The organism is Sulfitobacter sp. R86518 (assembly GCF_042466275.1).
Lineage (GTDB): Bacteria > Pseudomonadota > Alphaproteobacteria > Rhodobacterales > Rhodobacteraceae > Sulfitobacter > Sulfitobacter pontiacus.
Genome location: NZ_JAXHCA010000005.1, coordinates 1002769 through 1016527, shown reverse-complemented (window position 1 = coordinate 1016527; position 13759 = coordinate 1002769). Strand labels below are relative to the sequence as shown.

The following is a 13759-nucleotide window of genomic DNA, read 5'->3' as shown; positions in this document are numbered from 1 at the left end:
GCGCCTTTCGTTAACGTGGCCGGGGCCTAGAATAGAGGAAGGGACGGCGCGACATGCACCGTCCCCATTGCTTTGTCATCGCTGTTATTGCGACAGGCCAACCTGGTTGAAGATGTGGCCACCCAGCGGGTGCACAACATAGTTTTCAACTTCGGGGCGCATTGGCATGTAAACAACCGAATGCGCGATGGTGGCCCAAGGGGCTTGGTCCTTGAAGATTTCCTGCGCTTTTTCATACAGCGGCGCACGCTCTTCTTGTGTTGGCAGAACCTTGGCTTCCTGAACCAGCGCGTCGAATTCCTCGTTGCACCATTGTGCGCGGTTGGATTTCTCTACGCCGTCACAGCCCAGCAAAACCGCGAGGAAGTTGTCGGGGTCACCGTTGTCACCTGTCCAACCCAGCAGAACGGCACCATCGCGGTCTTTCGCTTTGGAACGCTCAAGGTATTCACCCCATTCGTAGGACACGATCTCTACGTCGACACCGACCTTCGAGAAGTCTTCCTGCATCAGCTCGGCCATACGGCGGGCATTGGGGTTATAGGGACGCTGGACCGGCATCGCCCAGATTTTCAGCGTCAGGTCGGATACGCCTTCGGCTTCCAGCGCGGCTTTCGCGGCTTCCGGATCGTATTTGTCATCCTCGATCGCATCGTTATAGGACCACATTGTCGGCGGCAGCGGGTTCTTGGCGATTTCGCCGGAGCCCTGGAACACCACGTCGATGATCGCTTGCTTGTCGATCGCCATGTTCAAGGCTTTACGCACATTGGCGTTGTCGAACGGAGGCATCTGCGTGTTGTACGCCAGATAGCCCACGTTCAGGCCCTCTTGCTCCATCACGACGACATCTTCGGCGTCTTTCATCGCCTGCACGTCCGCAGGGTTCGGATAGGCCATGACGTGGCATTCGCCCGCTTGTACCTTCTGGTAGCGCACGGAGGCATCCGGTGTGATCGCAAAGATCAACGCTTCGACTTTCGCCGGGTCACCCCAGTATTCGTCGTTGCGCACGTAACGGATCACGGCGTCTTTCTGGTAGGCTTGGAAGGTGAACGGGCCGGTGCCGATAGGCGCCTGGTTCAGCATTTCCGGCGTGCCGGCTTCCAGCATCGCGTCGGCATATTCCTTGGACACGATCGAAGCAAAGTCCATCGCCATGTTGGCAATGATCGGCGCTTCGGCGCGGGTCAGGTTGAACTGAACGGTGTAATCGTCAACCTTTTCGATGCTTTCGATCAGATCAGGCATCGACATCGCACCGTAGTATTCCCAGGTGCCACCCGATACTTGGTTGTAGGGGTTGTCGGCGTTGCCCTGACGGTCAAAGCTAAAGATCACGTCATCGGCGTTAAAATCGCGTGTGGGCGTGAACTGGGCGTTGCTGTGAAACTTGACGCCTTTGCGCAGCTTGAACGTTACGGTCTTGCCGTCTTCGGACACGTCCCAGCTTTCGGCCAGCGCGGGAATGGTTTCGGTGGTACCGACCTTGAATTCCGCCAAGCGGTTGTAGATCGGGTGGCTGGACGCATCAAAGGTCGTGCCTGCGGTGTACAGGGCCGGGTCAAAGCCTTCTGGCGACCCTTCCGAGCAATAGACCAGCGACTGCGCCTGCGCCGCAACGCCAAGCGTGCTCAGCAGCAGGCCCGTGGCCATGATTTTCTTGAAAGACATTCGATTTATTCTCCTAGTTGGTAAAGTGTTATCTCCCCACGGCCTCTGTGGGCCGATGAGGGCGATAGGGTTAACGCCTGAGGGGTAACATTTCGCGCGAGCTCTCTGCCGGCGCGGCCTCACTCTGTCCGATTTCCCCGGACTTATCGTATTTCATGCGACCGACCCATAAGATGCGGGCCTGCCGGTCTGTTCTGTTGGCCCAGCAATGGGGCGTGGTACCCAGATAATGCAGGCTGTCGCCCGCCGTCATCAGATACTCCCGTTCGCCAACCATCTGCGAGATCTCACCCTCAAGGATATAGATGATCTCTTCGCCAACATGGGTCACCGTTTCGGATTCATAGCCGGGCGGCACGTTCATCACATAGGATGTCATCTCGTGGCCCGCGCGTTCGGCACCGATCTGTTCATATTCAATCGACGATCCCGCCACCGCGAAACGGGGCCTTGCGGCACCGCGGGTCAGGCTATCGACCGTGCGCGGGGTCCGCACGAAAAAATCCGCATCAACGTCAAGCGCGGCAGCGATCTGGCTCAGCGTGCCAAGCGTCGGTGTCGCGTTGCCGCGTTCCACCTGGCTCAGATAGCCCACCGACACACCGGAGGCCGACGACAGCTGCTGCAATGTCATCGCCATCCGATGACGCTGCATCCGCATGCGGTCGCCCAATCCCTCTGGTGGCGAAAGCGCCGCCGCCTGTATCGCAGTTGTTGACAAATAATCCCCCGAAGCACGCTTTGGCGTATCTTGGCGCTCAGACTGTCGCGCAACTTTGTTTACGTCAACAATAAAAATTATTGTCAGAGTGAAAACAGAGCCCTTGGTCGCGACGTCACCTGACCTCTTTTACACCGGACCCTCCCCCCGAACGCGCCCATGTGATTTTATTTATACGTGCGCATCCACGCAGTCCAGTTTCTGCACATTTTTTAGGCAAAAGCTAGAAAAACAATGCAAACCGCGCGATGAACACTTGTACCCAGTTGCAACAATCGGTCCCGCACCACACGCTTGATCTATGGCTATGTCTTTACCCCTGCTGGTGTTTACGGACCTTGATGGCACGTTGCTGTCACATAGTTCCTATCGCTGGGATGCGGCCACCCCGGCCTTGGATACATTGCGCAGAATCGGGGCCGCAGTGGTGTTGGCGAGCTCGAAAACCGCGCCCGAGATCGCAGAGATTCGCGCCGAACTGGCATGGGATCACTGCCCCGCGATCATCGAAAACGGTGCCGGTATTTTACCGCCCGACAGCACTGACATGCCCAAAACGGACAGTTACGTGCGCCTGCGCCACGCGCTCGACAGCCTGCCTACGGAGCTGCGCGACCCGTTTTGCGGGTTCGGCGATATGACCGTAGCGCAGATCGCACAGATCACCGGCCTGTCGCATAATGACGCCGCCAACGCGGCAGAGCGGGCCTTTTCCGAACCCGGCATCTGGTCGGGCAGCGCCGAGTTGCGCGGCGCATTTATCGACGCCCTGCATGATCACGGTATCCATGCGCGCGAAGGGGGGCGGTTTCTGACCCTCTCCTACGGGCGCACCAAAGCCGACCAGATGGCCGCGCTGACCGACGCCTTTGCGCCGCGCCATACGCTGGCGCTTGGCGATGCCCCCAATGACATAGAGATGCTGCAAGCAGCCGAGTTTGGCGTCATTGTCGCCAACCCGCACCGCGACCCCCTGCCCCCGCTGCCCGGTGAGGACATCGGCAGGATCACCCGCACCACGCTCCCCGGCCCTGCCGGATGGAACGGTGCCGTGCTGGACCTGATCGCGCGGCTTAACCTGAACTAAGGAATGACAACGCATGGCTGATTTTCATCAAAACGGAAATATCGCGACCCTGCACAATCTGCGCACCCGCTCGCTGGACGAAATGACCTACGAGCTCGAGACGTTTGCCCAGACCCGCAAAATGGCGCTGATCCTGCCTTGTCTCTACTCCGAGCTAGAGACCGAGGCGATGCCCCGCATTCTGGCAGAGCTGTCCAAGGTCACCTATCTGCACCGCATCATCATCGGTCTGGACCGCGCGGACGAGGCACAGTTCCGCCATGCGAAAGAGTTCTTCAAGGGCCTTAACCAGAACCACATCGTGATCTGGAACGACAGCCCGCGGATGCTGGCGCTTGGCGCGCAGCTGAAAGACATGGGCCTCGCCCCCGCCGAACAAGGCAAGGGTAAGAACGTCTGGTCCTCCCTCGGCTATCTGATCGCCTGTCAGGACAGCGCGGTGATGGCGATCCATGACTGCGATATCGTGACCTATACCAACGACCTGCTGGCGCGGCTGATCTACCCCGTCGCCAATGCGAATTTCCCCTATCAGGTCGCCAAAGGCTATTACGCGCGGGTGGGCAGCGACAAGCTGAACGGGCGGGTCACGCGGCTGCTGGTCAGCCCGCTGCTGATCGCGCTGAAAAAGGTCGTGGGCGACCGTGACTATATCGATTACCTGCGCGCCTTCCGCTATCCGCTCTCGGGCGAATTTGCCATGCGGACCAATATCTTGCCCGATCTGCGCATCCCCTCCGACTGGGGGCTGGAGATCGGCGTGCTGTCAGAGGCATGGCGCAACCTCGCGCCGAAATCCGTCTGTCAGGTCGAAATCGCCGACGACTATGACCACAAGCACCAAGATCTGAGCGAGGCCGACGCCGATGCGGGGTTGAACCGCATGTCCACCGACATCTGTAAGGCAATTTTCCGCAAGCTGGCGGCAGACGGCACGGTGTTCACACCCAATGTCTTTCGCACGCTCAAGGCGACCTATTATCGCTGCGCGCTCGACCTGCTGGATGCCTATTACAACGACGCCAAAATGAACGGGCTCAGCATCGACCGCCATAAGGAAGAACGCGCGATCGAGCTCTTTACCGAGAATATCATGCGGGCGGGACACTTCTTTCTCGATAACCCGCACGAGACCCCCTTTATCCCCACATGGAACCGCGTCCACGCCGCCGCGCCCGAGTTCCTTGCCAATCTGCGCGAGGCCGCAGCAGCGGATGACGCCGAATACACCTAGCTGAGGGCCGCGCGGGCGGCGGGGTCAGAACCGGTTGGTGATCCACATGCATTGATAGGGGGCCAACGTGATGTGATCCGCGCTGGCGTCAATCAAATCACCGCTGATCAGGTCCAGCCACGGTTGATCCTCGATCAGGTTCAGCGCCGCCGCCGAAATCGCGACAGAGGCGTCGCTGACGTTGTGCAGCGCAAAGATCGACTGTTTGCGGTCCAGACTTTGCCGCCACACGCCGAACACGCGGTCATCTTGCAGGTTCACGGTGAATTGCGTCGCATTGGGGTGAAACGCCTTTTGTTTCTGCCGCACCTTTAGCCGCGCCGACAGATCGCCCAAAACGCGCGCCTGCGCGCTGGACGCATCGGCCAGCCGGTCGCGCAAGCTCGGATAATCCCATCGGTGTCGGTTGATCGCGCGGCTCATCCCGCGATGTTCGACCTGCGCGTGATCATTGGGCGTCGCCAGCATGGCGTGGATGTAGAAGGCGGGTATCCCCTCCAGCGACATGACGATGGTCTGCGAACAGATGAACCGTGCATGATGATGGTCATCCTCGCCCTTAAAGGTCCGCGACAGCGCGTCGTAAAAGGTCGTGTTCAGCTCGTACGGGCTTTGCCCGCCGTCGGGCAGGCTGCGCATCGACACCAAACCGCCGACCTGTAGCACCGTATCAATGACCTGTTGTTTTTCGTCCTCGGGCAGCAACCCTTCGGCGGGGCGCATGCCGATGCCGTCGTGACTGGCGGTAAAGTTCAGATAGGCGCAACCCATGGGGGCCGGCGGCATCGTGCGCTGCCAGCGCCTCAGATGCGCCCCATTGCCCGACATCATCGCATGCAAGATCAGTGGCGGCAGCGGGAAATTATAGATCGCATGGGCCTCGTCCCCTGCCCCGAAATAGCTGAGGTTTTCGGCCTTGGGCACATTGGTTTCGGTCAGCAGGATGATCTTTTCCGGCGCATAGTCGCACAGCAACCGCATCAGCCGGATAATCGCATGGGTTTGCGGCAGGTGGATCGACGGGGTGCCGATCTGCTTCCACAAGAACGCGACCGCATCCAGCCGGATGATCTGCACGCCATTATCCACATGCAGGCGAATGATGCGCAAAAACTCAAGCAGCACCTCGGGGTTGCGGAAATCAAGGTCGATCTGGTCATGGCTGAAAGTGCACCAGACATGGCGCGGGCCGCTTGAAGTCTCTACCTCTTGCAACAGCGGCGTCGTGCGCGGGCGCACCACCTCGCGCAGATCATCCTGTGGCGAGGCTTCGAAAAAGAACTTGTCATAGGGGGGCTGCCCCTGACGGTAGGCGTTGAACCAGTTCCCCTGGCTCGACACATGGTTCAGCACCAGATCGGACATCAGCGTGAAATCGGCGGCGATGCGGTTGATATCAGGCCAATCCCCAAGCTGCGGGTTCACCGCGCGAAAATCGGATACGGCAAATCCGTCGTCAGAGGTATAGGGGAAGAACGGCAGAATATGCACGCTGTTCAATGTACCGCGCAGGTAGCGATGCAAGAAGTCGTTCAACAAATCCAGCGGCTTATGCGCCCCGTCCACGATAGAGTTACCATAGGTGATCAGCAGCGCGTCCCGTTCCGACCAAAGCGTATTGCCGGCAATCCGGCCTCGTTTGCGGCGGGTTGTGCCCTCGGGCCAGAAGGCATCAAGGACCATGCTAGCCAGGATGTCCGCATCCAGATCGGGATAGACCTCTGCCAACACGGCGCTGAGCCGAGAGCCGAGAGAACGGGCACTGTCCGTCATGATGTCCTGCCTTCCCTGAATATCCTTTCCCAAAACCCTAACGCAGCCGCGCCCGTGTGACGAGCAGCCAAAAGCGGTGCCCCCATAATCCTGTCGCCGCAGCCCCCTGCGGCGCGTTTTGAGGCAGTCTGCACAATCTTGAAGCATTGCGCAGATTGAACGCCCGCAGATCTAAAGGCCCCGCAATTATGACGCGTACCTAAGCCAGCACGCCCAGCGCGCGCCGTCATCTACTGCAGCGCGTGTGGTTTCTCCCTCCCCTTCTGCATGACGTCGGTCACAGTTTCACCGTGCACCGTGTGCCGCGCACGCCCAGCTTGCTTAGAGCGGTAAAGCGCCGCATCGGCGTCCGACAGGACATCTTCGGCCACGACGTCCTGCCCCGCTTTGACCCCTATGCTGCCGATGCTGGCAGAGATCTGGCACGCCGCGCCATCAAATTTGATCGGCTGTTCCAGTCGCGTGATAATCCGTTCGGCGACCTGTGCCAGATGCGCGCTGCCGGCAACGCCAGGCAGCAGCAGGGTAAATTCGTCACCGCCGACGCGGGCGACGGTGTCGATGTCCCTTGTTGCCTCCACCATGATCCGGGCCGCGGTTTGCAACACGTGATCCCCCGCCGCATGGCCCAGGCTATCATTCACCGCCTTGAGGTAATCCAGATCGATCTGCATCACGGCAAACCCCTTGTTCCCCGCGATAAGCCGAGACAGCACGTGATCCATCGCGCGCCGGTTTTTCAAGCCGGTCAACGTATCGGTAAACGCTTGCTCCTCCGCCGCGATCTTTGCGACCTCAAGCTTCTGGTTCAGCGCACGTGATGCCGCCATCGCCGCCGATTTCGCCTCCATCAGATAAAGCATCTCGACCGCAAGGTCGGTCGGCGCGAAATCGGCATTGCTCAGGCGATGGGTGCGGACGCCGTTCAGGATCGATATCCCGAATGACAGGTTTATCAGACAGTCGGTTTCCGAGCCTTCCATCTGATCTTCGCCACAAGGCAGCGGGACCAGAACCCCTTTAAAAATCTGCTCGGGCCGGTCATGCAACGCCAGATGCAGCTTGCGCCCCGCCATCGGGCGGATTTGCGCAATACTATCGGCCATATTCGGTCGGCGCATGACAAACTGCTCGAAAAAATTGCTCCCGATCCAAGTGCCACGATGGCGCAGTTTTTGGATGGTGGGGCCCACATGCCGGATACGTCCGCAGGGCTGCACGATCACATGCATCGGGCATAGCACATCCAATGCCGCCTCATAGGCTGCCCCACCTGTCACCCGCATGCACCCAGATCAAAGCTGCGCCCCTGCGCGTAGTGCCGGTCAATAATCGTGACGGTAATCACCTCCCCCTCCGGTGGGGCGGCTTTGCAATCGAGCAGGGCCAATGTGCCATAGTCATCCGCGATCACCCGCATCACGCCCATCATCACATAGCCCAAGCCTTGCACTTTCCCGCGACACGTTAGCGTAAAGCGCCAGTCATCAAGCTGCGCGACCTCCATCTGGGGCAGTTGCAGGTCTTCCACGGCGAGGGTGGCCCGTTCGGGCAAGTCGTTGAGCGAATGCAAGAACTCTTCAAAATCGTCGCCGCCAAAGCGTAGCAAGCGCCGCACGCCTTCGCGGTCGGGGTTGGACACAAGCCAGGCACCCAGATCTTCCAGAAGATCGGGGATCGCGCGTTTCATCACGGCAGACAGGCGGTTGATAACCCGCGGCGTGATGGCATCGTCATAGGTGAGCATCGGTTCGAAATCCGCCGTGCCCATAACGGCGCATAGATCGGCGCGCAGGGCGACCTGCGCCCAGACACGGTGGCCAAAGCTATCCAGCACGAACCGTTGGATCGTATGGTTGATCAGCCCGTGCATCGCGCCCCTTTCCGCCGTTTCACGGGGAAGATCGCGGATGGGAGTTAACAAAGGCCGAAGGCTAAACCTCCTCCGCGGCGGAATGCGCTTTGGTTTTGTCTCAAATGCAATCTAGCTGTCATCCCTGCGGGTCATGTCTCTGCCCGTCCAGCCACGCGGGCAGATGGCCGATGTCGGGCAGCACCACATCGGCGGCCCCTTCCAGGTCCTGACGTGTGGCCAGCCCCGTCAGCACCGCAACGCAGGCCATACCCGCCGCACGGCCCGCCGCCATATCGTGCAGGCTATCCCCGATCATCGCGACTTCCGACGGGTCCACCCCCACGGCTTTGGCAAACGCCAAGAGCTGCCCGGGCGTGGGCTTAGCACCGTGGCCGCTATCGAAACCTGCGATAAAGTCAAAATATCCGGTCACCCCCGCGCCGCCCAAATGCGCGCGGGCGGGCGCTTCGGCGTCATTGGTGGCGACGCCAAGCACCAGCCCGCGTGCCTTGAACGCCTCTAGCAAGGCAACCAGCGGCACCGCCTCTGCCTGAGGGGCGTTTTCGGCCTCGTGGTTCAGCAGGTCCAAGAGATCCGTCTTCGCCATCTCGGCCACATGGGGGGCCAGCGCATCAACGACTTCCCCCGGTGTGCCCGCAATAACAATACTGTCGGGCGAGAATCTCTGCGTCCCGTAATCAAAGCCGATCTGCTGCCCCAGCAAAGCCGCCCTCTCTCCGTCTCCCTTGCTGATCCGGGTCAGAAAAGCATTGGCCCATGCCTCCCATGTGGCGGCGAAGTCGAACAGGGTTCCGTCTTTGTCGAACAGTAGCGCTTTGATCATTTTCAGGTCCAATTCATCTGCGCGCCACCCGGAAGCGACTGGCGGGCTTGCATGATACGGTCGTAAGGGATGTTCACGGTATCGCAAAACGCCGTGACCCAGGCGTCATCCATCATGATGAAATCCAGCACCGCGCCGAGAAACACCGGATCACCGGCCTGCGTGCGCAGGTCTTCGGCAGATGCGCCCGTTGATCCCATAAAGGTGGGCATCAGGTCTTCGTTCGCGGCCAGCCAGGCCAAGGCCTGCAGGGCGACCGTCTCGGCGGCATCTTGCTTCATCATATTAATTTCCATCACGGTTTCCCAAACGAAACCCTTTGTTAACCAATCACGGCAACAAAGGGCGCTTAAGCCAGTTACACGTGAGTGGAGAATGAAGACAAGTGCCCGGTAAAGTCCTGATTGTGGATACGGTTGCGACCAACCGCATCGCTTTGAAAACCAAACTCATGTCCGCCTCCTACGAGGTATGGCAGGCGTCCACCGTGGCCCAGGCGGTCGACATCTCGCGCCGGTCGGGGCCTGATTTGGTCATCACGGCGCATCATCTGGACGGGCAGGATGCGACGGCCCTATGCACCATGCTCGCGGGGTCGCCGCGGACATCACGGATACCTGTCTTTGCCTTGGCCGATGGCGGTGGCGCGGCGCTGTGTTTGCACCTGCTGGCGAATGGCGCACAGGAAGCGATGGTCAAACCTGTCTGCGACAAGCTGTTTCTGGGACGGGTGCGCAGCATGATACGCGCGGGCCACGGGGCCAGCCCCACGGCCATGCGCGACGCGATGTGCCTCCCGCTCGGGCTGGAAGAAACCGCTGCCACCTTCACCCGCCCGGGCACGTTCCAGGTCGTCAGCCATGACAAGGCAGAGACACAGGTGCATGTCACCCAGCTACGCAAACGCCTGAGGGGGGCTGTCAGCCAGACGACCATCCACGACGCGTTGACCGGTATCCGGCAGGACGCGCTGCCCGATGTCTTCATCCTGACCCTGACCGGTGTCGAAACGCGCGACGAGGCGCAACTGCGCCTGATCTCGACCCTGCGGGCGAATACGACGACACGGCACTGCGGTATTCTTGTGCTCCAATCCCGCCCCCACCCCGCCGGTGCCGCCCATGCGCTGGATCTGGGGGCCGACGATCTGATGCAGCATGGTTTTGATATCGATGAACTTTCGCTGCGGCTGACCGGGCTCCTGGCGCGCAAACAGCAGGGCGACACGATCCGGCGTGATGTCAATACACGCCTGCGCGAAGCGGTTTTTGATCCGCTGACAGGAATCTACAACCGCCGGCACGCCCTGTCAGAGGTCGCGCGGCTGGCCGTGCGCACCCGCCGCAAAGGGATACCGCTGGCCGTGATGCTGGCAGACATAGACCACTTCAAACGGGTGAATGACGCTTTCGGCCACGCCTCGGGGGACGCCGTGTTGGTCGAAACCGCACGCCGGTTGAAATCATGTCTGCGCCCGCTCGACGTTGCCGCCCGCATCGGAGGGGAGGAATTTTTACTCATCCTCCCGGGCATCACAGAGGCAGAGGCCACCCGGATGGCCAAACGCATGTGCGAAGCCTACCGCACGACGCCATTTACCATCCCCGCCAGCGCGCAGCCTATCCATGCCACGATCAGCATCGGGCTATGTACCGCACAGCCTGAAACCAGCGACGCCTTCCCTGCCCCACTTGATGCCTCGGCCATCGCGGCAGAGCTGATCGACCGCGCGGATCAGGCTTTATACAGTGCGAAACACCGCGGGCGCGATCGCGTCGGTCTGATCAGGTCAGCGGCGTGAAATCACCCTCTCCCCACGGTTGCAAAGCCGGAAAAATGCCGCCACTCTCGCCGCGATACGCTTGCACATCCGGGGCGTATCCCCCTGATCCACGACAAAGGCTTTGCCATGCTGCCCGATAAACCGATGACCGGTATTGCCATGATGCTTGGCTTTTGCATCGTTGCCCCTGTGGGTGATGCGATTGCGAAACTGCTGGGGTCCTCCGTGCCGCTGGGTCAGGTCGTGTTTATCCGCTTTGCCGTGCAATTGCTGATCTTGCTGCCGCTGGTACTGCTGACGGGCAGGCCGCTGGCGATGCGGGGCCGAACGCTGTGGCTCGCCTTTGTGCGCACAGTGCTGCATGTCATCGGGATCGCGATGATGTTCACCGCGCTGAAATACCTGCCGCTGGCCGATGCGGTGGCGATTATCTTTGTCATGCCCTTCTTTATGCTTCTGCTCGGCAAATACGTGCTCGGCGAAGAGGTCGGCACCCGCCGGCTTCTCGCCTGTATCGTTGGCTTTTGCGGCACACTGCTGGTGGTGCAACCCAGCTTTGCCGAGGTGGGCTGGCCCGCATTGCTGCCCGTTGGCGTAGCGCTGAACTTTGCGCTGTTCATGCTGGTGACACGGCAGATCGCGAAACACACCGACCCGATCAGCCTGCAAACGGTCAGCGGGTTTATCGCCGTGGTGATACTGCTGCCCTTGCTGGGTCTGGGCCAAACCCTTGCGCTGCCCGCCTTGGGCTGGCAGGTCCCTGATGCAAACGCCTGGATGCTGCTGATCGCAATCGGCGTCCTTGGCAGTGTGGCACATCTGCTGATGACATGGTCCTTGCGCTACGCCCCCTCGGCCACGCTGGCACCGATGCAATATCTCGAAATTCCCGTGGCGACGCTGGTCGGGTTGATCGTCTTTGGCGATCTGCCCGATGCGCTGGCGGCGCTCGGGATGGGGATCACGATGGCCGCCGGTCTCTATATTATTCTGAGGGAGCGGGCCACGCAGCGGCGTCTGGCTGCAGCAGCGATTGTGCAACCTGCGGAATGAGCACCCTGGGCACCATTACCAACGCAGCGGGACGATCCACCCTAAGGGTCGCGGGCCCCGTCGCACGGTTCGATGTGCCCAATCGTCCCAGCGGCGAAAGCTCTAGCCCGTCAAGCGGCCACTCAAGCCCGCTGCTTTCCCCGTGGACCGCCGCCAGCGGGTATATCGACACCACATCCCCCGCCCGCGTCGGCAGATCAAGCCGGGGCGGCGCGAGAAAAATCACCTGCTCTCCGGCGATGAGCAGGCAACGCTGGTGCGGATGCCGCGCCAGAGAGCTCAGGGCGGCAAGCTGATGGTCCACGCGCCCGCCCGAAAACCCCACCGCTATGATCAACGGTGCGGCCACCGACCGCAGCGCCTTGTCGAAATCGGTGGTTTCCTGCTCTGTCAGTTTGAACTGCCGCGCGGGCGGGATTTGCGACAGGGTCTCGGGTGTGACAGAATCGAAATCCCCCACCAGCGCCGCGATCTCTACGCCTGCGTCGCGGGCCAGATTTGCCCCGCCATCGACCGCCACACACATCGGGGCAAGCTGCAACGCCTCGTTCAGGTCGTTCGGACCGGGCTGCCCGCCCCCGATGACGGTGACAGGGCTGCGGCTTGCCACAATGGTTGTTTTCACGCGGTTTTACCTCAAATTGGAAACAATGCCGCAATTTTGACATTAAATGATACGTTGCAGGGCACAGATTCGAGCCGAATTGGTCTTGAACCTTATGGTAAACAGTAAGCTGCAAATAGGCAGAGGACGACCATCCGATGATGAATAACAACAAAATTCTGACGGTCTCATACGGCACTTTCTCGTGCACGTTGGAAGGCTTTGACGATTCATTCGGCACCATGAAGGCCATCGCAGAGTATTTCCGCGACCTGTCGTCGGAGGATCGGTATTTCGGTGCAGAACCCGCACAGCCCGATGCGGAGATGCTGGCTCATATCGCCCAGAAAGAAATCTCGCGCCGCGTCGAAGCGCGCCAGCAGGACGGTCAGATCGTTCTGAGCGCGCAGACCCCGGAAGAACCCGCAGCGCCAGCGCAGCCCGCCCCTGCGCCCGAAGCAGCCGAAACACCCAAGACACCTGCCGCACCGCAGCCGCAGGTCAGCAGCACCGCTGCCGGTCCGTCAGTGGTGTCGACCTCCTTCGCGCCGCGCCGGCCCAAGGAAATCTCTGCCTATTATGACGCCTACCGCATCAACGCGCTGAAATCTGCCGAGCCAGAGGCCGCGCCCGCGCCTCAGGCCGAAGCTGCCGCACCGCGCGACGAGGTGGTCAGCCGTGATGTTGCCGCGCCAAAGCCCGAAGCCACGCAGGCCAAAGCAGCCCCTGCTCCTGTGGCACCGGCCGCCGAAGTGGATATCGTCCCCGGCCAACCCGACGAAGATGTCGAAGCGTTTTTCGCCGATAGCCCGCGCAGCGAGGTGACCGTCGACGACCAAGACTCCGAAATCCAGCCCGTTGCGGCCCCTGTCGTGGATAGCATCGCGGCCAAACTGCAGCGCATCCGCGCCGTGGTCGCCAATCAGGACGCTCCCGCCGCACCGCAGCCTCAGGTCTTTGACGACGAGGACACAATCGACGCCGAAGACAGCACCGACGATGTCATCGCGAACGCGATCAACGACATCCAGGGCGCGCTGGACGCCGACGATACGGTCGAAGACATCGCACAATCCTTCTGACCTCGAAGCTGAAGAAGACGTTACCGCTGCACAAGAGAGTGAAGAACAG

At 60.6% G+C, this 13759-nt stretch carries 13 protein-coding genes; 5 read left to right on the top strand and 8 right to left on the bottom strand.

What is annotated here, in order from left to right; all coding sequences use genetic code 11:
* Window positions 1–84: 84 nt before the first annotated feature.
* Window positions 85–1674 (bottom strand): ABC transporter substrate-binding protein, encoded by a 1590-nt coding sequence (locus SJY36_RS05810; RefSeq protein ID WP_064216036.1) that lies wholly within the window; start codon window positions 1672–1674, stop codon window positions 85–87.
* Window positions 1675–1744: 70 nt separating this feature from the next.
* Entirely contained in the window at window positions 1745–2335 is a 591-nt protein-coding gene (locus tag SJY36_RS05805; RefSeq protein WP_005852495.1) for a helix-turn-helix domain-containing protein, read from the bottom strand.
* Window positions 2336–2696: 361 nt separating this feature from the next.
* Here SJY36_RS05805 and SJY36_RS05800 point away from each other — a divergent pair, with 361 nt between their 5' ends.
* Together SJY36_RS05800 and SJY36_RS05795 are read left to right on the top strand one after the other, a co-directional pair.
* Window positions 2697–3482, top strand: coding sequence for an HAD-IIB family hydrolase (locus SJY36_RS05800; RefSeq protein WP_386173582.1), 786 nt, complete (start codon window positions 2697–2699; stop codon window positions 3480–3482).
* 13 nt (window positions 3483–3495) lie between these two features.
* Window positions 3496–4716, top strand: coding sequence for a glycosyl transferase (locus tag SJY36_RS05795; RefSeq protein WP_037963008.1), 1221 nt, complete (start codon window positions 3496–3498; stop codon window positions 4714–4716).
* Between the two features lie 24 nt (window positions 4717–4740).
* On the opposite strand, the gene SJY36_RS05790 is transcribed toward SJY36_RS05795, so the two are convergent.
* The 5 genes from SJY36_RS05790 to SJY36_RS05770 all read right to left on the bottom strand — a co-directional run bounded on the left by SJY36_RS05790 (window position 4741) and on the right by SJY36_RS05770 (window position 9484).
* The gene (locus tag SJY36_RS05790; RefSeq protein ID WP_386173579.1) at window positions 4741–6489 is read right to left on the bottom strand and encodes a sugar phosphorylase; all 1749 of its coding nucleotides are present in this window, start codon (window positions 6487–6489) and stop codon (window positions 4741–4743) included.
* 230 nt (window positions 6490–6719) lie between these two features.
* Window positions 6720–7721: a diguanylate cyclase domain-containing protein gene (locus tag SJY36_RS05785; RefSeq protein ID WP_386176454.1), complete on the bottom strand. Its 1002-nt coding sequence runs from the start codon at window positions 7719–7721 to the stop codon at window positions 6720–6722.
* A gap of 44 nt (window positions 7722–7765) precedes the next feature.
* Window positions 7766–8362, bottom strand: coding sequence for a heme NO-binding domain-containing protein (locus SJY36_RS05780; RefSeq protein WP_386173577.1), 597 nt, complete (start codon window positions 8360–8362; stop codon window positions 7766–7768).
* A 118-nt stretch (window positions 8363–8480) separates the two neighbouring features.
* Window positions 8481–9188 carry an HAD family hydrolase gene (locus tag SJY36_RS05775; RefSeq protein ID WP_386173575.1) on the bottom strand — a complete coding sequence of 236 codons (708 nt, stop codon included), beginning with the start codon at window positions 9186–9188 and terminating at the stop codon, window positions 8481–8483.
* A 2-nt stretch (window positions 9189–9190) separates the two neighbouring features.
* The gene (locus tag SJY36_RS05770) at window positions 9191–9484 is read right to left on the bottom strand and encodes a DUF3572 domain-containing protein (protein ID WP_009826578.1); all 294 of its coding nucleotides are present in this window, start codon (window positions 9482–9484) and stop codon (window positions 9191–9193) included.
* Between the two features lie 89 nt (window positions 9485–9573).
* Between SJY36_RS05770 and SJY36_RS05765 the strand changes: the two genes are divergently transcribed.
* Window positions 9574–10989, top strand: coding sequence for a diguanylate cyclase domain-containing protein (locus tag SJY36_RS05765; RefSeq protein ID WP_386173572.1), 1416 nt, complete (start codon window positions 9574–9576; stop codon window positions 10987–10989).
* A gap of 108 nt (window positions 10990–11097) precedes the next feature.
* Window positions 11098–12024, top strand: a complete 927-nt coding sequence (locus SJY36_RS05760; RefSeq protein WP_386173569.1) for a DMT family transporter — start codon at window positions 11098–11100, stop codon at window positions 12022–12024.
* On the opposite strand, the gene SJY36_RS05755 is transcribed toward SJY36_RS05760, so the two are convergent.
* Window positions 11957–12649 (bottom strand): thiamine diphosphokinase, encoded by a 693-nt coding sequence (locus SJY36_RS05755; RefSeq protein WP_386173567.1) that lies wholly within the window; start codon window positions 12647–12649, stop codon window positions 11957–11959. The genes SJY36_RS05760 and SJY36_RS05755 overlap by 68 nt on opposite strands.
* Before the next feature lie 137 nt (window positions 12650–12786).
* Between SJY36_RS05755 and SJY36_RS05750 the strand changes: the two genes are divergently transcribed.
* A complete protein-coding gene (locus tag SJY36_RS05750; protein WP_386173565.1) occupies window positions 12787–13710 on the top strand; it encodes a hypothetical protein in 924 nt (307 codons plus the stop codon).
* Window positions 13711–13759 lie beyond the last annotated feature (49 nt).